The sequence below is a fragment of the Bifidobacterium anseris genome, from assembly GCF_002860345.1.
GTDB lineage: Bacteria > Actinomycetota > Actinomycetes > Actinomycetales > Bifidobacteriaceae > Bifidobacterium > Bifidobacterium anseris.
In genome coordinates, this window is the sequence record NZ_NMYC01000005.1 from 63,151 (window position 1) to 83,145 (window position 19,995).

The window sequence follows — 19,995 nt, forward strand, 5'->3', positions numbered from 1 at the left end:
AGACGCCCGGGCATGTGCGGCCACGCTGTGCCCGCGAAGACCATGGACGCGTAGAGCGCGGGAAGCGAGGAATCATGCCGATTACCGACGTCGTATTCGATTACTGCGGAGTGCTGCTGGACTGGCGTCCCGAACTGACGATGGAGGGGCTCGTGCCGACGCCGGTCATCCGCCGGGTGCTCGATCGTGCCGACCCCTACGGCTTCTGGTATTACGATCTGATGAGCGATCTGGGCTGGAGCGAGGAACGTGTGCTGTCCGACTTCCGCCGCCACCATCCGCACGACGACGAGCTCAACGAGGCGATGCGCCTGTACTTCGCGAACTACCGGCGCGCCTTCGCCGGCATGATGCCGGGAATGCCGCAGCTGCTGCATGATCTGCACGACGACGGCTACCGCCTGTGGGGGCTGACGAACTTCAGCACGCCCTTCGTCACGCTCGCGCACGCCGAGTTCCCGGCGATGCATCTGCTCGGCGACACGATCGTCTCCTCCGAGGAACGCTGTGCGAAGCCCGATCCGCATATCTACGAGATCGCGATCGAACGCTTCGGACTCAAGCCCGAGCAGGCGATGTTCTTCGATGACAAGTTCGAGAATGCGCGCGCCGCGACCGAGGTCGGCATGCGCGGCGTGCAGTTCCTCAACGCCGATCAGGCGCTGCAGGCCGTGCGCGACGCGCACTGAGCGTCCGCGTCACAAAACGCATCATAGGGCGCGCACGAACCACACGGTTCGTGCGCGCCCCGTCGTATTTCGTGCGGCCCGCGGCTCCGGTCGCCGGCCGCCCTTCCTTGTCCGACACGGCGCCGCACGACCGGCGTCGATGAACATCCGACGAACATCGGCTGAACCATGCGCCAACCGACGGTGAATCCACCGCAAACCACACATGAATCATCGATGAACGGCAGACGACGGACACACGAACCGACAGTCGTCGGGACGGCGGTGGCGACCGCCGCAACATCAATCGTCCCGAGTCTTTTCATCGTCACAGGGTCTCTCGAACGCTACACAAGGACGGAAGAATCCGAGCGCCCAAACCGCACTTCGCCGCCTCTCCGCACGGCAAACGGCACATGCTAGTCTTAAGTCAAAGGTAAAAACAATATTGCTCTCAATACGCAATAATACCTTTTAATCATAGTATCTGCTTTCCTATAGAGAGAAAAAGAATAGCATGAATACCAACAGCACATCTCGCTTCATCATATCGACGCTGCGCCGCGCCACGGCCGTCCTGTGCGCGCTGGCATTGGCGGCCACAGCGGCCGCCTGCGGATCCTCGTCGGGCAAGGTCGATGACAAATCGCGCACGGCGACGAGCGTCGCCGATTTCGGCGGCATGGACGGACTCGTCAAGGCGGCGAAGGAGGAGGGGCAGCTCACGATCATCGCATGCCCCGACGATTGGGTCAACTGGGGCGAGGTCATCAAGACCTTCCAGTCGAAGTACGGCATCCAGGTGAACTCGACGAACCCCGAAGCCTCGAGCGCCGAGGAGATCAAGGCGGCGCAGGACCTCAAGGGACAGGCGAACGCGCCGGACGTCTTCGATCTGGGACAGGCGGTCGCGTTGTCGAGCACCGACTACTTCGCCCCGTACAAGGTGAGCGCGTGGGACAAGATCCCGCAGAAGAACAAGCAGCCCGATGGCCTCTACGTCAACGATTACACCGGCGTCGTCTCGATCGGCTACGACTCGTCGAAGGCGCCGGAACCCAAGAGCCTCAACGATCTGCTCAGCAAGGACTACACGGGCAAGGTCGCCATCAACGGCGATCCGACGCAGGCCGGCGCCGCCTTCGCCGCGGTGGCGTGGGCGACGCTGCAGGAGGGCGGCTCGCTCGACGATTTCGCACCGGGCATCGATTTCTTCGCGAAGCTCAAGCAGCACGGCAACTTCCTGCCGGTCGACGCAACGAGCGCCACGATCGCCTCGGGTGAGACGCCGGTCGTGATCGACTGGAACTACCTCAACGTGGCCGCGGCCAAGCAGAACCCCAACTACAAGACGATCGTGCTGCCCGAAAACGCCTACGGCTCCTATTACAGCCAGGCGATCAACAAGGACGCGCCGCATCCGGCGGCCGCACGCCTGTGGGAGGAGTTCCTCTACACGCCCGACGCGCAGAACCTGTTCCTCAAGGCCGGCGCGCTGCCGGTGATGGCCAAGGCGATGACCGACGACGGCACGATCGACGACGCGGCCCTCAAGCAGGCCGGCGGCCTGCCCGAGGACATCCACCTCGCGACGCAGGAGCAGACCGAGCAGGCGAACACGCTGCTTGCCGAACGTTGGTCGGGCGTCGCCGCATCATGAGCCGCGCAACCGCTGCATCAGGCGCGGCCGATGCGCGACGGGGGACGACGGCGATGCGCCGCGCCTCGAACGCGATGGGGCTCGCGCCGTTCGCAATCTACGTGCTGGCCATGTTCGCGCTGCCGACGGCCCTCGTGGTGTCAAGTGCCTTCCGTGGCGCCTCCGGCGAATGGACAATCGCGAACTTCGCCATCTTCCGCCGCCCCGGCGTGGCCGCCGCCTTCGTCAATTCGCTGTGGCTGTCGGCGCTGACCGCGGCGATCGGCGCGATCCTGGGCGCACTCGTCTGCTACGCGCTGCTCGGCTGCAAGGAGAGTGGCGCCGTGCGCCGTCTGGCGGACGCCGCCGCGAGCACGCTCTCCCAGTTCGGCGGCGTGATGCTGGCCTTCGCCTTCATCGCCACGCTCGGCAATCAGGGCATGGTCACGCTGTTCCTGCGCGACACGATGCATCTCGACATCTACGAGCACGGCGTATGGCTGTACACGCCGATCGGCCTCGTGCTGCCCTACGTCTTCTTCCAGATGCCGTTGATGATCGTCACGTTCTACCCGGCGATGGCACGGCTGCCGCGGCATCTTTCCGAAGCCGTCGCGATGCTCGGCGCGAGCGCCGGCTGCTTCTGGCGGCATGTGGGCATTCCGATGCTGCTGCCGTCGTTCATGAGCGGCTTCCTGCTGCTGTTCGCCAACGCGTTCTCCGCCTATGCGACGGCGGCCGCGTTGATCAGCCAAGGCTCCCAGATCGCGCCGCTGCAGGTGCGTGCCGCATTGATCAGCGAAACCGGACTGGGATCACAAGGCGCTTCGGGGGCGCTCGCCGTCGGCATGCTGGCCATCATGACGCTCGTCGTCTGCCTCTACGCCGTCATCGACAGAAAGGCCTCGTCATGGCTTCGTTGACCCCATCCATCGCGATCGACGCGACCGACATCGAAACGGACGCCGGCAGTCGCGCGGACATCGGCGGCACTGACGTCAGCAGCACAGCCGCGTCCGCCCGCGGCGTCGACCGAACGCGCCAAGCAGATACAGCGACCGCCACGGCATGGCGGCGCTACGACCGTCCGGGCCGCGCCGTGAAGACGGTCGTCCTGTCCGCTTTCGCGCTCTTCCTGCTGCTGCCGATCGTCGGCATGCTGTACTTCACGTTCCGCTCCCCCACCGGCGGATTTACGCTCGAGCATTGGCTCACGTTGTTCGATGCGCACGACTTCTCCTCTACGACACTGCTTGACGGCGTGCTCAATTCGCTGATGCTCGTCGCCGTGACGCTCGCCATCGAACTGATTGTCGTCATCCCCTCCTTCGTGCTCATCGCCGTCCGTTTCCCGCGGCTGGACCGCGCGATGGACATGCTGATGCTGCTGCCCATCGCGATTCCGGCGATCATCCTCGTCGTCGGACTCGCCCCGGTGCTCGCCGTGCTCAGCGACGTTGTCGGCACGAACACGTGGACGCTCGCGCTCGCCTACGGCGTGCTCGCATTGCCGTTCGTGCATACGACGATCTCGTCTGACCTACGCGGCCTCGACTGCCGCACGCTCTCCCAAGCGGCGGAATCACTCGGGGCAGGCTGGCCGCGCACACTCATCGATGTGCTGTTGCCGTGTCTACGCCGTTCGATCGTCGCGTCGATGCTCATCACCACCGCGATCGCGTTCGGCGAGTTCACGATAGCCTCGCTGCTCAACCGCGTAACACTGCAGACGGCGCTCATCTCGATTTCGAAGACCGACGTCTACCGTTCCGTCATCGTCACGTTAATCGTGCTGCTGTGCACACTGTTCGCACTGTTCGCGATGACGAGCGGCGATAGCAAACCCCGAAGGAAGGACTGACCATGCATAAGACAAATCGCGACACGTACACCGCCGCCCGGCATTCCCGCGACGACGTCGCCGACGCGCACGGCCTCGGGCGCACCGTGTGCTTCGACGGCGTCTCGAAATCCTACGGCGCGAAGGAGGTGCTGCGCGACTTCGATCTGCGAATCGGCCCGGGCGAACTCATCTGCCTGCTCGGCCCCTCCGGCTGCGGAAAATCGACGGCGCTGCGCTGCCTCGCCGGCTTCGAGACAATCACGCGCGGCGACATCCTCGTCGACGGGACGTCGGTCGTCGGAACGCCTCCTCGCAAACGCAACATGGGCATGGTGTTCCAGCACTATTCGCTGTTTCCGAACATGACGGTGCTGCAGAACGTGGCGTTCGGCCTCAAAATCGCGAAAGTGGACAGGCGCGAACGGCTCGGCAGCGCGCGTTGCATGCTCGAACAGGTGGGACTCGCCGATTTCGCCTCACGCTACCCCAACGAGCTGTCGGGCGGCCAACAGCAGCGCGTCGCGCTCGCCCGTGCACTCATCGTCAATCCAAGCGTGCTGCTGCTCGACGAGCCGCTGAGCGCTCTGGACGCGAAGATCCGCGTGCAGCTGCGCAACGAGATCCGCTCGATCCAACATGAGCTCGGCATCACGGCGATCTTCGTGACGCACGATCAGGAGGAGGCGCTCGCGATCGCCGACCGCGTAGCCGTCATGAAGGACGGCCGTCTCGAGCAGATCGGCACGCCGCAGGAGCTGTATGCGAAGCCGGCGACGCCGTTCGTCGCCGATTTCATCGGCCAATCGAACCGTCTGGAGACGCATGTGCTGCCCAACGGCATGATCGACGTGCTCGGCCACGCTGTGCCGCCGCTCAGGCCGCTGCCCGCGGGCACGCGGGTCACCGCGTTCGTACGCCCCGAACATGTGCTGTTGCATCGGCGTGACGAAGGCCGCTACGTCGTGCGTTCGAGCATGTTCCTCGGCGCCTTCGGCCGTACGCAGGTCGAAACGCACGACGATGCGCCGACGATGCCGCCGCTTGTGAGCCAGCATGATTCCTCGATGCGTTTCCTTCCCGGCGACCATGTCTCGTTGGAGATCCGCCCGGTCCCGGTCGCCGCCGCCCCGCTCGACGAGGTCGCGCGCCCATGACCGCGGCCATGTCTTCACGCCGCGGCGGCCGCGTGGACGATCACGGGACCGCAACGCGCGACGCCCATCTGCGTTTCCGTCCCGACGGCACCTTCCGCGTGCTCCAGCTGGCGGACGTGCAGGACGGCCCCGACGTGGATCGCCATGCGATCGCGTTGATCGAGGCGGCGATTGAGCGGGCCGACCCGGATCTCGTCGTGCTCACCGGCGATCAGATCCGCGGCTACGACCCGACCTTCGCCGCCACCTACATGCATCGGCGCGGCGACGCTCCCGGCGCACCGTTGCCGCCGGGCATGCGCGTCGAGGCGGCCGTCGTCCGCGCCATCAACCGCATCAGCCGGCGATCTGCGGACGATGCCGTCACACCGCAGACTCTTGAAGCGGCCGTGCGGCGCTGCCTGTCGGGATTTCTGGGGCCGATCGTCGCGCACGGCGTCCCCTTCGCCGTCACCTATGGCAACCACGACTTCCAGTGCGGCGTGCCACTGACGAGACAGGACGAGCTCTACCGCATGTTCCCCGGTTGTCTTAATCCCGCCGATTCCCCGGAGCCGGGCACCTTCGCCCTCGCCGTCGATTCTTCCGATGACACAAGGCCGGCGATGGGCATCATGATGGTCAATTCCGGTGATTTCGCCCCCGAATGCGGCTACGGCTCGCCATCGGACAAGGCCGTGGCATGGCTGGGGGAGGCGGCGGGGTCGCTCGGAGCACCGTCGGTCGTGTTCCAGCACATTCCGCCGCCCGAGATCTACGACTGCCTGCTGCCGGTGGGCCGTTTCACCGCGAACGCGATCCGCGGCTATCGCAGGCATGCGGACGCCTGCTATATCCTCGACGCCGCGCACAGCCGCCCCGGCTCCGTCCTGCGCGAGCATCCGTGCTGCAGCGAGCACAACAGCGGCGAGGTGTCCGCAATCCGTCGCGCCGGCGGCTATTTCGCATTGTTCTGCGGGCATGACCACACCAATGCGTTCGTCACCCGCCATGACGGCCTCGACATCGGCTATACGCCCACATGCGGCTTCACATCCTACGGTCCGCGCGGCGGCGACCATGCGCTGCGCCTCTTCGAATTCCACGAGGACGATCCGGCCGCCTACGACACGCGACTGCTCACGTACGGCGATCTGTTGGGCCGTGCGCCGCGCCGCCGTTGGTACCGCGCATTCGGCGACCGGACGCTGTGCGACTGGGGTTGCATCGGCGACCTGCTGCGCAAGCCGAAGATACGCGTCGCGTTGGCGGCGCTCTGCGGCGCGGGCATCGCCGCAGCCGCTCTGGCGCAGCGGTGACGGTGGTTACACAAATCGTCGGCGCGCACAAATCATCGAGACATCATCAAACACACGAGGGACGCGCGAACCGCATCGTTCGCGCGTCCCTCATCATGTGTGCACTGACATGTGCGCTGATTCGCCGCGTACGCTGTCTGTACGACACGGCGAATCAGGCGATCAGCGTTCGTCAGTCCTCGACGATGTACTCGTCGTCCTCGAGTTCCTCGTCGTCGGCGTCGTTGTGCTTGAGGTAGATCGTCACGTAACGCTTCGGCTCCTCGCCGTGCGAACGCGAACGCAGTCCCTCGTCGCGCACGACGTCGTGGATGATCTTGCGCTCGAAGGAATTCATCGGCTTGAGATCGACCGGCTCGCCGGTCTCACGCACGTCGTCGACGGCGTCGAGCGCCATGTCACGCAGAATCTGACGCTTGCGCTTGAGGAAGCCGTCGACGTCCACGATCAGGTGGGAACGTTCGCCGGTCTCCTGCTGCACGGCGAGGCGGCACAGCTGCTGCAGCGCGTCCACCACTTCGCCGTTGCGGCCGATCAGATGTTTGATGTCGGTGTCGTCGTCGGCCACGATCTGCACCATCGGCCGGCCGTTGCGCACGCCCATCTCGATGTCGCCCTCGTAGTCGGCGATGTCGAGCAGACCCTCGAGGTAGTCGGCTGCGATGTCGGCCTCGCGGTCCAGCTGTTCCACGCTTCGTTCTTCGTCCTGCACCATACGCACTCCTTGCATGCATTGGAATGTTCTCAATACTAAAAATCGTTCGGTCCGGGGAACGCGCCGCCGGACATACACGCCTGCAGAACACCAGTGTAAGGCAGTCCCACGTCACCCGGCACGCCGCGCGCGGCAACGGCCCCGATACGACGATTCCCACGACCGTCGGACGGTCGTGGGAATCGCGGGCGGGCCGGAGAATCGGCCGTTACTTCTTCTTGCGGTTCTTGCGCTGCGGCTGCTGGCGCTGATGGCCCTGCACAGACTTGCGTTCCGCTTCCTTCTTCGCCTCGATCAGCTCCTCCTCCTCAAGTGAGGGGCGGCCTTCGCGGGCGCGCTTCCTGTTCTCGTTGTCGTGGTCGCGCTTCTCCTTGTCGATCGCCGCCGGCGAGCCGGGGGTCGGGAATTCGCGCAGCTGCCAGAACGAGCGCAGCAGGTTGCAGATGTTGTTCGCAAGCCAGTAGACGAGCACGGCGAACGGCATCGCGACGCCGGAGAAGATGTACATGATCGGGAAGATCCACAGCATCATCTTCTGCATGCGTTCGGTCTGCTTGTTCATCGATGCCGGCGCCGTGTTGCGGCGCATCGTGTTCCACTGCATGTACCACAGGCACGCGCACATCGCGAACACGAAGATCGCGATGACGACCTTGCCGCTCGTGCCAGCCGTCGTGAAGGTGTCGGAGACCTTCGTGCCGAAGAATGTCGTCGCCGAGAATTCCTGCGCGGTCGCCACGTCGAAGGCGCCGAGCGGGGCGCGCTTGCCGCGCGCGATGTATGGGATCGCCGAAAGCACGTAGAACATGCACATGAAGACCGGGCCCTGGATGAGCATCGGCAGGCACGACCCCGCCGGATTGGCGTGGTTGTCCTTGTAGAGCTTCATCATCTCGCGCTGCATCGCTTCCTTGCTCGCGGGATCGTTCTTGCCCTTGTACTTGTTCTGAATCTTCATCATCTTCGGCTGGATCGCCTGCATGCCGCGCATCGACTTCATCTGCTTGTAGAACAGCGGGAAGACGCAGGCTTGCACGACGACCACGAGGAAGATGATCGACAGCACCCAGGAAAGGCCCACGGCCGGCATGCCGATGAGCGTAAGCAGTTTGTGGAACCAGTACATGACCTGCGTCATGAGCCACTCGACCGGGGTCAGCAGCTTGTACAGCCATCCCCAGAATCCGCTATCCAATAAGAAATTATCCGTCATATCTGGCCGTTCACTCCTTCTCGTCGTGGGGCAGGGGGGTCAGCCGCGGCTCTTCGTGCGCGCGCGACCAAGAGAATCTGTAGAACAGGGAGAACCGCTGCGGCACATCGTCGATGCCTCCCGCACTCCAGGGGCGGCAGCGCAGCAGCCGCAACGCGGCGAGCGTGCCGCCGCGTACGGCGCCGTAGCGGCGAATCGCCTGAATCGCGTAGTTCGAGCAACTGGGGTAATAACGACATGAGGGCGGGGTGTTCGCCGAAATCCGCCGCTGATACCAGCGGATGCAGCGAATCATCGCCCGCCCTGCGTGACCCGTCATCAACGTGCCGTCTTACGGCGCACCGCACGGAACAGCTGCGCCATCTGCGCGTCAAGCGACGCGAAGGACGCGTGCGCCGCGCTCGGCTTGGCGCGCAGCACGACGCTGCAGCGTTCGGGGAGCTCGTCCTCGTAGCGTTGCGCGAGCACGCGGAAACGGCGTTTCACCGTGTTGCGCACGACCGCGTTCCCCACCGCCTTGGAAACGGCCAGCCCCACATGTCTGGATGCATCGCCGGCGCCGCCGTCGGGCATGTCGTCGGGCATCAGATAATGCACGACGACGTCGTCGCCGGAGACCTTCCGGCGACGACGCAGCACGGCGACGAAATCGCGATGGCTTCTGAGCCGTTCCACGTTCGTCCGACTGAATCGAAAACTCAGGCGGAAAGGGTCTTGCGGCCCTTAGCGCGGCGGCGGTTGATCAGCGCGCGGCCGGAACGCGTGCGCATACGGGCACGGAAGCCGTGCTTCATGTGGCGACGACGGTTGTTCGGCTGGAATGTCCTCTTCATAGTTTCATGCTCCCGTTAGGTTAGGTCGGTGGGTCATGCGTTTATGCATGACTTCGCTTGAGACAATCTCTACCAATTTACCGATACCCCTATACCTCGCGCATGTGCAAGCGACGCCCAGCCTCGCACGGCGTATCCACGACACGCCCGGCGCACGGTCGTGGACGGCTGCGCGCGGCCATCCACAGCGCGGTCGCGAATGGCGGGGAAAGCCGCGGGAAGTTATACACAAACCACACCGTTGTAATTACAAAACCAAGCATTTCCAACACGCGAGCTTGTGGATAACTTCCATCAGTCAGAGTAAAAATGACCTGTTACGCATGTGCATCTAACCGATGGAGACGAAATCATGGTCGAAGCATCCAACGACCCGGCGGCCAAAGCGACCGTCATATGGTCGAACGCGCTCGAACTGCTTCGGAAGAACTCGTCGCTGACCGCCCGCGAGAAGGGATGGTTCGAGGGCGTAGTCCCCGAGGCGCTCTTCGGCACCAACATCATCCTCGCCGTCGAGAACAGCGAGACGCAGCATGTGCTGCAGACGGAGCTCAACGACGAGCTGCTGCAGGCGCTGCGCATCGCGAACGGCGGCATCGACCTCTTCCCCGCCTTCAAGATCACCGTGCGCGCAAACGAACCCGAACAGCCGGTGCTGCCGGTCACCGCGCTGAGCGAGGAGGCGCCGCGCGGGGATACGCGCAAACGCCAGCCGGTGCCCGAACCTGAACCGGAGCCTGAGCCGGTCGTCGTGCAGCAGCAGCCGAAGACGACACATTACGATGACGCCGTCGTGCAGACCTTCGAGGATTCGATGGGCGACGACCTCGATCCGGCAGCGGCGATGCCGACGGCGCTCAGCGGCGTCCCCGAGGTCTTCAAGGCACGCTTCGGCCGCACCCCGCAGCCGATGATCGATCCGGAGACGCATCTCAACCCCTCCGACACCTTCGACACCTTCGTGCCGGGCGATTCGAACCGATTCGCGCGCACCGTCGCGCTCGCCGTGGCCGAAGGCGGCGGCAGCGACTTCAACCCGTTGTGCGTCTACGGCGGATCGGGCCTGGGCAAGACGCATCTGCTCAACGCGATCGGCAACTATTCGCTCGTCAAGCAGCCCGGCGCCCGCGTGCGCTATGTGACGAGCGAGGAGTTCACGAACGAGTTCATCGATTCACTGCGCATGGACGCCGGCACGAAGTCCGGCTCGAGCCGCGTGATGGCGTTCAACCGCAAATACCGCGAGGTCGACGTCCTGCTCATCGACGACATCCAGTTCCTCGGCGGCAAGACCGAGACACTCGAGCAGTTCTTCCACACCTTCAACAGCCTCTATCAGGCGAACAAGCGCATCGTCATCGCATCCGACGTGCCGCCGAAGAACCTCAAGGACTTCGAATCGCGACTCATCTCACGCTTCGAGCAGGGCATCACCGTTGATGTCAAGCCGCCGGACCTCGAGACTCGCATCGCGATCCTGCGGATGATTGCGTCGAATTCGGGGATGCGCGTGCCCTACGACGTCCTCGACCTAATCGCCGAACGTTTCACCGAGAACATCCGCGAGCTCGAGGGGGCGCTCAACCGCGTCACCGCGCTCGCCTCGCTCAACGGGCAGCCGGTCACCGTCGTGCTCGCCGAGCAGACGCTGCAGGACTTCTTCTCCACCGATATCGAGGTCAAGCCGACCGACATCATCGGACGCGTCGCGAAGTACTTCCATCTGACCTTCGACGACATCGTCGGCCCGCAGCGCAACCGCAACATCACACTCGCCCGGCAGATCGCGATGTATCTGACGCGCGATCTGACGAGCATGAGCCTCGTCAACATCGGCCAGGTGTTCGGCGGCCGTGACCATACGACGGTCATGCACAACATCAAGATCGTCTCGGACGGCATGAAGCAGAAGCAGGAGATCTACAACTACGTCACCGAGCTGACGGTGCTGCTGCGCCAGCGCAACAACAACAAGTAGCCGGGAACCCACGGCAATCGGAACGCGCGCCCGCGTTTCGCCGAGCTGCCGGGGCCTATCTCGGCAGCGTCCAGTGTGGATACGGCACACGCGCGACACACCCAAGCATGCCGATTTCGCAACAAAGTTTTCCACATGGTTATCCACAATTGTTGGCAAAGCTCGTGGATAACGCGAGGAAAACGCCGAAATCAGCTGTGGATAACTCGTGGAGAGGCGCAGTCGAAATGTGGATAGCGAGTAGCCCCCAACCATCCTGTGGAAAAACCGCCACTTTATCCACAGGCGATGCAGAAGTTATCCACATGCCCCAATTGTGGATAAACCGCTGGCCTGTAAGGCTTCCAGAGGTTTTCCACATATCCACCGTCCTTATGATGGTGATGAAAGCTTACATACTTAAGTAATCATCATGACCATCAACGCACATTCGCGCTGAAGCGCGCTTCCTCTCGACGAAGCAAGCAAGAAGCAGTTAGAATGAATGCCAGACTCACACAATCGTCAACAGTCAAGGAAAGCGCATGAAAGTAGAAGTTAATTCCACCTCGTTCGCCGATGCTGTGTCCTGGACCACCAGCATCCTGTCCGCCAAGCAGCTCAACCCACTGCTCTCCGGTATCAAACTCGAGGCTCGGGATGGTGCGCTCCAACTGTCCACATTTACCTATGAACTTTCGTCGCGTGACCACATCGAGGCGGGCGTCGACGAAGCCGGCGCCGCCGTTGTGCCCGGCAAGCTGCTCGCCGACATCAGCAAGTCGCTGCCCTTCGAGAAGACCTACCTGCAGACCGACGGCTCGACGCTGCGCATCTCCTCTGGCAAGTCGACGTTCACGCTGCAGCTCATGCCGGAAAGCGAATACCCGGATCTGCCACAGCTCCCGCCACTGCTCGGTCAGGTGGACGCGCCGACGCTGACACAGTCGATCATCCAGGCCGCAGTAGCGATTGCGCGCACCGACGACCGACCGGTGCTCACGGCCGTGCAGATGAAGTTCGTCGGCGACACGGTGACGCTCTCGTCGACCGACCGCTTCCGCCTGTCGCGCTCGACCTTCCACTGGTCGCCGGCCGACGACGGCCTCGACGCTGTCGCGCTCGTCAAGGGCACTCATCTGCGCGACATCTCCCGTTCGCTCGACGAACGCCAGAACGTCAATCTGTATCTGGACGTCGAGAACCCGACGCTGCTCGGTGTGGAAAACGCTGGCCGCATATCCACAGTCCAGCTCATCGACGGCGACTTCCCGGCTGTCGACCGCCTGTACGCCGACTCTTACCCGATCCACGCCGTGCTCGACAAGCAGAACCTGCTCGACGCGATCAAGCGCGTTGCGCTCGTCGCCGAACGCAACGCGCCGATCCGCATGGTCTTCGCCGGCCAGGAAGTCACATTGACGGCAGGCGCCGCCGACGAAGCCTCGGCGAGCGAAGTGCTCGACGTGGACCTCGACGGAGAGGACATCACCGTCGCGTTCAACCCGAACTATCTGCGCGAGGGCCTGAGCGCGATCACCGAACCGTTTGTCCGCATGAAGATGACGACGGCCGTCAAGCCGGTCGAGTTCGACGGCCAGCAGGAGGCGGATTCCGAGGAATCGCTCGCCTACCGCTATCTGCTCGTGCCGATGCGCTTCAACAGCTGAGTCATGGCCGTGGCGTCTTTGCCGCATGGAGACGCCACGGCCGCCTTTTCTTCCGCTTTCCTTTTCCGTCCACCCGCCGAACCGTTGGAAACCGATGTTCATCTCCCGCCTCGCCCTCGACCACTTCCGTTCGTGGGACCATTGCCTGCTCGACTTCGCGCCCGGTGTGACGATCCTGCAGGGTGCGAATGGGCTTGGCAAGACGAACATCGTCGAAGCCATCGAGTTCCTGGCGACCGGCGCGAGCCACCGCGCCTCGTCGTCGGCGCCGCTCGTCGAACGCGGCTTCGACGCGGCGACGATCCGCGCGAACCTGACCGACGACGAATCGGGCCGCACGACGACCTATGAGGCGACGATCCGTGCGAAGGGTGCGAACCGCGCACGCGTCAACGGTGGCCCGTCGATGTATCTGCGCGACATCGTCGGTGACATCCCCCTCGTCGCGTTCACGCCCGATGACCAGCGGCTCGTCTCGGCCGATCCGGCCTCGCGACGGCAGTTCCTCAACCAGACGGCTTCGCTGCTTGTGCGCGGCTACGCCGACACGTTGCAGCGCTTCACGCACGTCGCCAAGCAGCGTGCGACGCTGCTCAAGCAGCTCGGCGCATCCGAAGGCTTCGACGCGTCCCGCGACGCGGCGCTCAGCGGTCTGGAAATCTGGACCGGCCAGTACATCGACCTTGGCCTGCAGCTGACGCGCGACCGCATGGCCGTCGTCGAGCGGGTGCGCGAGCCGTTCCGGAAGCTCGTGCACAAACTCGCCGGCCCCGGCAACGACGCGACGCTCGACTACGAACCCTCCTTCGACGAGATCGCGCAGGGCGGGGACGCCCCGCGGCTCATTAGCGAGCATTTCCAACGGCTCTATGCCGGCGAGGTGGCACGCGGACGCAACCTCATCGGTCCGCAGCGCGACGACCTGCTCATCGAACTCAACGGCTTCCCGGCGCGCGAATTCGCGTCGAACGGCGAGATGTGGACGCTCGGCCTTGCACTGAAGATGGCCGTCTACCGGCTGCTCGAGGAACGCTTCGGCACGCAACCGATCGTCATCCTCGACGACGTCTTTGCGCAGCTCGACGAGACGCGGCGCACGCAGATTCTGCGCTTCGCGGCGGCGCAGCGGCAGGTGTTCATCACCGTCGCCGCGGCGAGCGACATCCCTACTGATGACATCTCTGATGATGACGCCTTCGCCGATGCGCGGATCATCGACGTGGCCACGCTGCGCGAGCAGTCATACAACGAGGAGGCACGCTGATGCATACGCCAATCGCCGTGACGCTCAAGCTTGACGAGGGCAAGCTCGGCGCCCAGGAATTCCAACGCGTGGCAGCGAAGGCCGGCCTCATCAGGGAACTGCGCGTGCGCCGCGAGGAGGCGCTCGACAACTTCGGCAAACCGGGACGCGACCCGCACGAACTCGGCGACGTGCTCACAAAGATCGTCGAACAGTCAGGATGGGGACCGCACCTCAAGATGGCATCGCTCGAATCGGATTGGGCGTCCGTCGTCGGAGAAGTCAACGCGCGCCATTCTCGCGTCGCCAGCTACGTGGACGGCGTGCTGACGATTGCCGCCGATTCGCCGTCGTGGACGCAACAGCTCACGGCGATCGCGCCGATGCTCACTGAGACGCTGCGCGAACGCCTCGGCGGCCTGCGCATCGATGAGGTGCGCGTCACCGGGCCGCAGACACACGGCCGCGGCGTGCGCATGATGAAATACGTGCAGCGGAATACACGACGTCCGCGCGGCTGATAGAGACGTCGAAAGTCGTCATCGGCGACGCCGTTGTTCGCCGAAGGAGAACAACGATGCAGAACGGGCCGCCATTGCATTCCGTCCCTAAGCATGAGTAAGATATCTAGTAGTGTACTCAAGCGCCTACAAAGGCGTTTTATTCGTGTTATAGGGCATATCGCATCGCGAAAACACCCTCGCGACGAGCACAGAAAGGATACTCTGTGGCAGATCTCACGGCTGATGCGGTGGACGCATCCTCGAACGACGACGGTCAGGTCATCGACGGCCAGCTGGACGACACCCTCTCCCCCGAACATTACGACGCTAGCGACCTGCGTGTCCTCGAAGGCCTTGAGGCGGTCCGCATCCGTCCGGGCATGTACATCGGCTCGACGGGTCCGCGCGGCCTGCACCATCTCGTCTACGAAATCGTCGACAACTCGGTCGACGAGGCGCTCGCCGGCTACGCGACGCACATCGAGGTGACGATCCTGCCGGACAACGGCATCCGCGTCGTCGACGACGGCCGAGGCATCCCGGTCGACGAAGTCCCCGGCGAAGGCGTCTCCGGCGTCGAAACGGTCATGACGAAGCTGCACGCGGGCGGCAAGTTCGGCGGCGGCGGCTACGCGGTCTCCGGCGGTCTGCACGGCGTCGGCATCTCGGTCGTCAACGCGCTTTCGACGCGCGTCGACATCGAAGTGCGCCGCCAGGGCTACTACTGGACGCAGACCTACATCAACCAGCGTCCGACGGCGCCGCTCGAGCGTGGACGCGCGATGGAGGACGGCGAATCCACCGGCACGTCGGTCACGTTCTGGCCGGATCCGAAGATCTTCGAGACGACGATCTACGACTTCGAGACGCTGCGCGCGCGCTTCCAGCAGATGGCCTTCCTCAATAAAGGACTCAAGCTGTCGCTAACCGACATGCGCGAGACCGAGCCGACCGGCGACGAGGTCACCGGTGAAAGCGACGCGAGCGACGAACTGCACCAGAGCGTCACCTACCAGTACGCGAACGGCATCAAGGACTACGTCGCGTACATGGTGAAGATGCGCAAGGCGCAGCCGATCGAGCCGGACGTCATCGACATCGAGGCCGAGGACCTCTCTATTGGCGTCTCCGCCGAGATCGCGATGCAGTGGACGACTGCCTATTCGGAGTCGGTGCACACCTTCGCGAACACGATTGCGACGACCGAGGGAGGCACGCACGAGGAAGGATTCCGCGCGGCGCTCACGAGCATGGTCAACCGCTACGCGCGCGAGAAGAACATCCTCAAAGACAAGGACGAGAATCTCTCCGGCGACGACGTGCGCGAAGGCCTGACGGCCGTCGTCTCGGTCAAGCTCACGAACCCGCAGTTCGAAGGCCAGACGAAGACGAAGCTCGGCAATTCCGAGGCGAAGACCTTCGTGCAGCGCATCATGAACGACCGGCTCGGCGACTGGTTCGACGCCCATCCGAACGAGGCGAAGAACATCATCCAGAAGGCGATCGAGGCGTCCCGCGCGCGCATGGCCGCGAAGAAGGCGCGCGAGAACACGCGCCGCAAATCGATCTTCGAATCGGCGGGCATGCCGGACAAGCTCAAGGACTGCCAGTCAAACGACCCGAGCGAGTGCGAGCTGTTCATCGTCGAGGGTGATTCGGCAGGCGGCTCGGCGATCCAGGGACGCAACCCGAACACGCAGGCGATTCTGCCGCTGCGCGGCAAGATTCTCAACACCGAGCGCGCGAGCCTCGACCGCATGATGAAGTCGGACACGATTGAATCGCTCATCACGGCAATCGGCGGCGGCTACGGCGACGACTTCGACCTCGACAAGGTGCGCTACCACAAGGTCATCATCATGGCCGACGCCGACGTCGACGGCGCGCACATCGCGACGCTCAACCTGACGCTGTTCTTCCGCTACATGCGTCCAATGATCAACGCCGGCTATGTCTACGTGGCGATGCCGCCGCTGTATCGCATCAAGTGGACGAAGGGACCGCACGACTTCGTGTACACCGACGCCGAACGCGACCGCGTGCTTGCGGAGGGCCGCGAAAACGGCCGCCAGCTACCGAAGGGCGAAGGCATCCAGCGATACAAGGGCCTCGGCGAGATGAGCTACCAAGAGCTGTGGGAGACGACGATGGATCCGGAGAACCGTGTGCTCAAGCAAGTGCATATCGAGGATGCGCTGCAGGCCGACGAGACCTTCTCGATGCTGATGGGCGACGAGGTCGAACCACGCCGTCTGTTCATCCAGCGCAACGCGCACAACGCCCGCTGGATCGACGCCTGATCGGACTTGCAACCCCTACAGCAGTCCCCTACGAGTCAGGCACCCGCAACAAGACGTGACCGCCCAGACGCGGTGAAGGCAAAGGAAACAAAGTGGCAGACGAACCCACCAACAACGGCTCGGATGACGAGCTCAACAATCTCTCCGGCTCGATGGAGCCGCTGAGCCCGCAGGAAGCGGACAACACCGATTACGGCCTGATGGTCGGCACGCGCGTGCAGCCGGTCGACCTGCAGGAGGAGATGCGCCAGTCGTATCTCTCCTATGCGCTGTCCGTCATCGTCGAACGCGCGCTGCCCGACGTGCGCGACGGCATGAAGCCGGTGCACCGCCGCGTCGTCTACGCGATGTACGACGGCGGCTACCGCCCCGACCGTGGCTACAACAAGTGCTCGCGCGTCGTCGGCGACGTCATGGGCAAATACCATCCGCACGGCGATTCGGCGATCTACGACACGCTCGTGCGCATGGCGCAGTCGTGGTCGATGCGCTATCTGCTCGTCGACGGCCAGGGCAACTTCGGCTCCCCTGGCGACGATCCGGCCGCTGCAATGCGTTACACCGAATGCCGCATGGCGCCGCTTGCGATGGAGATGGTGCGCGACATCGACAAGGACACCGTCGATTTCGTGCCGAACTACGACGGCAAGACGCAGGAGCCGACCGTGCTGCCCGCGCGCTTCCCGAACCTGCTCGTCAACGGCTCCTCCGGCATCGCCGTCGGCATGGCGACGAACATCCCCCCGCACAACATGCGCGAGGTCGCGGACGGCGTGCACTGGGCGCTCGACCATCCCGAAGCGAGCCGCGAGGAGCTGCTCGACGCGCTCATCGCGCGCATCAAGGGACCGGACTTCCCGACCGGCGCGACGATCCTCGGCCACAAGGGCATCGAACAGGCCTACCGCACCGGCCGCGGCCTGATTACGATGCGCGCCGTCGTCAACACCGAGGAGATCCACGGCCGCATGTGCCTCGTCGTCACCGAGCTGCCGTATCAGGTCAACCCGGACCGTCTCGTCGTCTCGATCCGCGAGGCCGTGCGCGACGGCAAGATTCAGGGCATCGCCGACATGCGCGACGAGACCTCGGGCCGCACCGGCCAGCGTCTCGTGCTTGTGCTCAAGCGCGACGCCGTCCCGAAGGTCGTGCTCAACAACCTGTACAAGCATTCGCAGCTGCAGCAGACCTTCGGCGCGAACATGCTCGCGCTCGTCGACGGCGTGCCGCGCACGCTGAGCCTCGACGCCTTCATCCGCCACTGGGTCGCCCACCAGCTCGACGTCATCGCGCGTCGCACCGCCTACCTCAAGCGCGAGGCCGAGGAACGCGACCACATCCTGCAGGGCTACCTCAAGGCGCTCGACATGATCGACGAGGTCATCCAGCTGATCCGTTCGTCGGCGACCGTCGAAATCGCGCGCACCGGCCTGATGAACCTGCTCGACGTGGACGACGTGCAGGCCGACGCGATCCTCGCGATGCAGCTGCGTCGTCTCGCCGCGCTCGAACGTCAGAAGATCCTCGACGAGCACGATGAGCTGATGCGCAAGATTGCCGACTACGCGGACATCCTCGCGAAGCCGGAACGCCAGCGCAAGATCGTCGGCGACGAACTCGACGAGATCGTCGCCAAGTACGGCGACGACCGCCGTACGAAGATCCTGCCGTTCTCCGGCGAGATGAACGTCGAGGACCTGATCGCCGAGGAGAACGTCGTCGTCACCGTGACGCACGCCGGATTCATCAAGCGCACGAAGGCCGACGAATACCGTGCGCAGCACCGCGGCGGCAAGGGCATCAAGGGCGCCAAGCTGCGCGAGGACGACGTCGTCGACCACTTCTTCCTGACGAGCACGCACAACTGGCTGCTGTTCTTCACGAACAAAGGACGCGTCTACCGCTGCAAGGCGTACGAGCTGCCGGAAGGCTCGCGCGACTCCAAGGGCCAGCATGTCGCGAACCTGCTGCAGTTCGAACCCGACGAGCAGATCCAGACCGTGCTGTCGATCCCGAACTACGAGGTCGCAAAGTACCTCGTGCTCGCGACGCGCTCCGGCAAGGTCAAGAAGACGCGGCTGTCCGAATACGATTCGCCGCGTCAGGGCGGCCTCATCGCCGTGCGTCTGATGCAGAACGAGGACGGCGAGACGAGCGACGAGCTGATCGGCGCGAACCTGTGCAACGCCGAGGATGACATCATTCTCGTCTCGAAGCACGGCATGAGCCTCAAGTTCCGCGCCGACGACGAGCAGCTGCGCCCGATGGGCCGCCAGACCGCCGGCGTGCAGGGCATGAAGTTCCGCGACGGCGACGAGTTGCTCGCGATGGACGTCGTGTGGGGAGACACCGACAAGGATCTCTTCGTCGTGACGAACGAGGGCTTCGCGAAGCGCACGCAGCTGGGCGAATACCGTCTGCAGGGCCGCAACGGCTACGGCGTCAAGGCCGTGCAGCTCGTTGAGGGCCGCGGCTTCCTCATCGGCGCGCTCGTCGTGTCCGAAGAGGACCAGATCATGGCGATCATGAAGTCCGGCAAGGTCATCCGCTCCGACGTGGCCGAGGTCAAGCGCACCGGCCGCACGACGCAGGGCGTCACCTTCGCGAAGCCGGACAAGGACGACGAGATCGTCTCGATTGCGCGCAATGCCGAAACCGAGGACGACGCCGACGGCGACACCGTGACGACCGATTCCGCGTCCGGCAGCACGAGCGTGCAGCCGGCCGAAGGTGAGCCGGTCTTCGAAGTCCGCGCCGACGGCGACCAGCCGACGCCGGTCATCGAAGAGGATTCGGCGGCGATCGAACGCACCGGCGACGGCGACGGCGACGCCGAGTGACCATCGTCCGTGAAGGGACGTGCCCACGGCCATGTGCGCCGTGGGCACGTCCCCGAACGTTGGTAATCTCAACCTCAAAGCCATGAGCATTTCAAGGAGCAGAGCATGAGCGACCCCCG

Annotated in this window: 17 protein-coding genes; 12 read left to right on the forward strand and 5 right to left on the reverse strand. The window is 64.1% G+C overall.

Annotated features, from left to right (window positions below; translation table 11 throughout):
* Window positions 1–74 precede the first annotated feature (74 nt).
* From CGZ88_RS05420 to CGZ88_RS05445, 6 genes are all read left to right on the forward strand, one after another.
* On the forward strand, window positions 75–689 hold the full coding sequence (locus CGZ88_RS05420; RefSeq protein WP_026644942.1) for an HAD family hydrolase: 615 nt from the start codon (window positions 75–77) through the stop codon (window positions 687–689).
* Window positions 690–1,185: 496 nt separating this feature from the next.
* Entirely contained in the window at window positions 1,186–2,328 is a 1,143-nt protein-coding gene (locus CGZ88_RS05425; RefSeq protein WP_101671315.1) for an ABC transporter substrate-binding protein, read from the forward strand.
* Window positions 2,325–3,230 (forward strand): ABC transporter permease, encoded by a 906-nt coding sequence (locus tag CGZ88_RS05430; protein ID WP_101671316.1) that lies wholly within the window; start codon window positions 2,325–2,327, stop codon window positions 3,228–3,230. Before CGZ88_RS05425 ends, CGZ88_RS05430 begins: the two co-directional genes overlap by 4 nt.
* On the forward strand, window positions 3,218–4,168 hold the full coding sequence (locus CGZ88_RS05435; RefSeq protein ID WP_101671317.1) for an ABC transporter permease: 951 nt from the start codon (window positions 3,218–3,220) through the stop codon (window positions 4,166–4,168). Before CGZ88_RS05430 ends, CGZ88_RS05435 begins: the two co-directional genes overlap by 13 nt.
* A 2-nt stretch (window positions 4,169–4,170) precedes the next feature.
* Window positions 4,171–5,304, forward strand: a complete 1,134-nt coding sequence (locus CGZ88_RS05440) for an ABC transporter ATP-binding protein (protein WP_101671318.1) — start codon at window positions 4,171–4,173, stop codon at window positions 5,302–5,304.
* An 8-nt stretch (window positions 5,305–5,312) separates the two neighbouring features.
* The gene (locus CGZ88_RS05445) at window positions 5,313–6,602 is read left to right on the forward strand and encodes a metallophosphoesterase family protein (protein ID WP_101671578.1); all 1,290 of its coding nucleotides are present in this window, start codon (window positions 5,313–5,315) and stop codon (window positions 6,600–6,602) included.
* 172 nt (window positions 6,603–6,774) lie between these two features.
* On the opposite strand, the gene CGZ88_RS05450 is transcribed toward CGZ88_RS05445, so the two are convergent.
* The 5 genes from CGZ88_RS05450 to rpmH form a co-directional block, all read right to left on the reverse strand.
* Window positions 6,775–7,317: a Jag family protein gene (locus tag CGZ88_RS05450; RefSeq protein ID WP_026644938.1), complete on the reverse strand. Its 543-nt coding sequence runs from the start codon at window positions 7,315–7,317 to the stop codon at window positions 6,775–6,777.
* Between the two features lie 208 nt (window positions 7,318–7,525).
* Complete coding sequence (yidC, locus tag CGZ88_RS05455; protein WP_026644937.1) at window positions 7,526–8,530, reverse strand: membrane protein insertase YidC; 1,005 nt, start codon at window positions 8,528–8,530, stop codon at window positions 7,526–7,528.
* Window positions 8,531–8,540: 10 nt separating this feature from the next.
* Entirely contained in the window at window positions 8,541–8,825 is a 285-nt protein-coding gene (gene yidD / locus CGZ88_RS05460; RefSeq protein WP_034523712.1) for a membrane protein insertion efficiency factor YidD, read from the reverse strand.
* Between the two features lie 23 nt (window positions 8,826–8,848).
* Window positions 8,849–9,205 carry a ribonuclease P protein component gene (rnpA, locus tag CGZ88_RS05465; RefSeq protein WP_026644935.1) on the reverse strand — a complete coding sequence of 119 codons (357 nt, stop codon included), beginning with the start codon at window positions 9,203–9,205 and terminating at the stop codon, window positions 8,849–8,851.
* A 23-nt stretch (window positions 9,206–9,228) separates the two neighbouring features.
* Window positions 9,229–9,363, reverse strand: a complete 135-nt coding sequence (rpmH, locus tag CGZ88_RS05470) for a 50S ribosomal protein L34 (RefSeq protein WP_024540161.1) — start codon at window positions 9,361–9,363, stop codon at window positions 9,229–9,231.
* Between the two features lie 352 nt (window positions 9,364–9,715).
* On the opposite strand from rpmH, the gene dnaA reads away from it, so the two are divergent.
* The 6 genes from dnaA (at window position 9,716) to gyrA (ending at window position 19,876) form a co-directional block, all read left to right on the forward strand.
* Entirely contained in the window at window positions 9,716–11,341 is a 1,626-nt protein-coding gene (gene dnaA / locus CGZ88_RS05475; protein ID WP_101671319.1) for a chromosomal replication initiator protein DnaA, read from the forward strand.
* Between the two features lie 524 nt (window positions 11,342–11,865).
* Window positions 11,866–12,990 (forward strand): DNA polymerase III subunit beta, encoded by a 1,125-nt coding sequence (gene dnaN, locus CGZ88_RS05480; RefSeq protein WP_101671320.1) that lies wholly within the window; start codon window positions 11,866–11,868, stop codon window positions 12,988–12,990.
* A gap of 94 nt (window positions 12,991–13,084) precedes the next feature.
* A complete protein-coding gene (gene recF, locus CGZ88_RS05485) occupies window positions 13,085–14,254 on the forward strand; it encodes a DNA replication/repair protein RecF (RefSeq protein WP_101671321.1) in 1,170 nt (389 codons plus the stop codon).
* Window positions 14,254–14,754: a DciA family protein gene (locus tag CGZ88_RS05490; protein ID WP_026644931.1), complete on the forward strand. Its 501-nt coding sequence runs from the start codon at window positions 14,254–14,256 to the stop codon at window positions 14,752–14,754. The genes recF and CGZ88_RS05490 overlap by 1 nt, the downstream gene beginning before the upstream one ends.
* A gap of 230 nt (window positions 14,755–14,984) precedes the next feature.
* Entirely contained in the window at window positions 14,985–17,036 is a 2,052-nt protein-coding gene (gene gyrB, locus CGZ88_RS05495; RefSeq protein WP_423734418.1) for a DNA topoisomerase (ATP-hydrolyzing) subunit B, read from the forward strand.
* A 92-nt stretch (window positions 17,037–17,128) separates the two neighbouring features.
* Complete coding sequence (gyrA, locus tag CGZ88_RS05500; RefSeq protein WP_026644929.1) at window positions 17,129–19,876, forward strand: DNA gyrase subunit A; 2,748 nt, start codon at window positions 17,129–17,131, stop codon at window positions 19,874–19,876.
* Window positions 19,877–19,995 lie beyond the last annotated feature (119 nt).

Coding starts and splice junctions, on each gene's coding strand:
- recF (WP_101671321.1), top strand. CDS start 13,085: ATGTTCATCTCCCGCCTCGCCCTCGACCACTTCCGTTCGTGGGACCAT.
- dnaN (WP_101671320.1), top strand. CDS start 11,866: ATGAAAGTAGAAGTTAATTCCACCTCGTTCGCCGATGCTGTGTCCTGG.
- CGZ88_RS05425 (WP_101671315.1), top strand. CDS start 1,186: ATGAATACCAACAGCACATCTCGCTTCATCATATCGACGCTGCGCCGC.
- CGZ88_RS05440 (WP_101671318.1), top strand. CDS start 4,171: ATGCATAAGACAAATCGCGACACGTACACCGCCGCCCGGCATTCCCGC.
- yidD (WP_034523712.1), bottom strand. CDS start 8,825: ATGATTCGCTGCATCCGCTGGTATCAGCGGCGGATTTCGGCGAACACC.
- CGZ88_RS05420 (WP_026644942.1), top strand. CDS start 75: ATGCCGATTACCGACGTCGTATTCGATTACTGCGGAGTGCTGCTGGAC.
- CGZ88_RS05490 (WP_026644931.1), top strand. CDS start 14,254: ATGCATACGCCAATCGCCGTGACGCTCAAGCTTGACGAGGGCAAGCTC.
- CGZ88_RS05450 (WP_026644938.1), bottom strand. CDS start 7,317: ATGGTGCAGGACGAAGAACGAAGCGTGGAACAGCTGGACCGCGAGGCC.
- CGZ88_RS05430 (WP_101671316.1), top strand. CDS start 2,325: ATGAGCCGCGCAACCGCTGCATCAGGCGCGGCCGATGCGCGACGGGGG.
- dnaA (WP_101671319.1), top strand. CDS start 9,716: ATGGTCGAAGCATCCAACGACCCGGCGGCCAAAGCGACCGTCATATGG.
- CGZ88_RS05435 (WP_101671317.1), top strand. CDS start 3,218: ATGGCTTCGTTGACCCCATCCATCGCGATCGACGCGACCGACATCGAA.
- yidC (WP_026644937.1), bottom strand. CDS start 8,530: ATGACGGATAATTTCTTATTGGATAGCGGATTCTGGGGATGGCTGTAC.
- rpmH (WP_024540161.1), bottom strand. CDS start 9,363: ATGAAGAGGACATTCCAGCCGAACAACCGTCGTCGCCACATGAAGCAC.
- CGZ88_RS05445 (WP_101671578.1), top strand. CDS start 5,313: ATGTCTTCACGCCGCGGCGGCCGCGTGGACGATCACGGGACCGCAACG.